The sequence below is a fragment of the Bartonella sp. AA126HLJHH genome (assembly GCF_042197425.1).
Classification (GTDB): domain Bacteria; phylum Pseudomonadota; class Alphaproteobacteria; order Rhizobiales; family Rhizobiaceae; genus Bartonella.
In genome coordinates this window covers 1-628 of sequence record NZ_JBHIRU010000132.1, presented here as the reverse complement: position 1 = coordinate 628, position 628 = coordinate 1, and the positions used below count along the sequence as shown (strand labels likewise).

At 36.5% G+C, this 628-nt stretch carries 1 protein-coding gene; it reads left to right on the top strand.

The genetic code is table 11. The annotated features are described in order from the left end of the window. Positions 1 to 29: 29 nt before the first annotated feature. On the top strand, positions 30 to 628 hold a 599-nt coding region (locus ACFIQC_RS10140; RefSeq protein ID WP_375707157.1), incomplete at its 3' end, for an ERF family protein.

Genomic DNA, 628 nt, shown 5'->3' with positions numbered 1-628 from the left:
GTGAATTGCGCGCAATGTAGGAAATCAAGATGAGTGAACAAAACACTAACCTAATAGAAATTGAAGAAACACATCATGTAGCCGTCGAACAAACTGTCATGGAACGTATTTTAAATAAAGCCTTAGACAGTGACGTCGATATGGATCGCTTAGAGCGTCTTCTTGATTTAAGAGAACAAGAGATAAAACGACAAGAGCGCCAAAATTTTGTCCGTGATCTTTCGGCTGTGCAAATGGCATATAAAAATATCGAACAAAACGCCATTAATAAACATACAAACAGCAAATACGCTACACTTGATCAGTACATTGATGCTGTAAAGAAAGGGCTTGCAACATACAAATTTGCTTTGTTTTATCGTATTAAAAATCAAACAGAAAAAAACGTTACCATAGAAATAACTCTGTCTCATCCTTCAGACAATCAAATCTCAACAGAAGGAACATTTCCAATTGACAGTACAGGCTCTAAAAATAGCATACAATCACTTGGTTCCACACTTACCTACGCACGAAGATACCTATTAGGCATGCTTCTTAATTTAGCAAGTAAAGAAGACGATACAGATGGAAACCCGCCTATTAAAAAGGCTTTTCCACAACAGATCAATGAAATCAGAAGACTTGT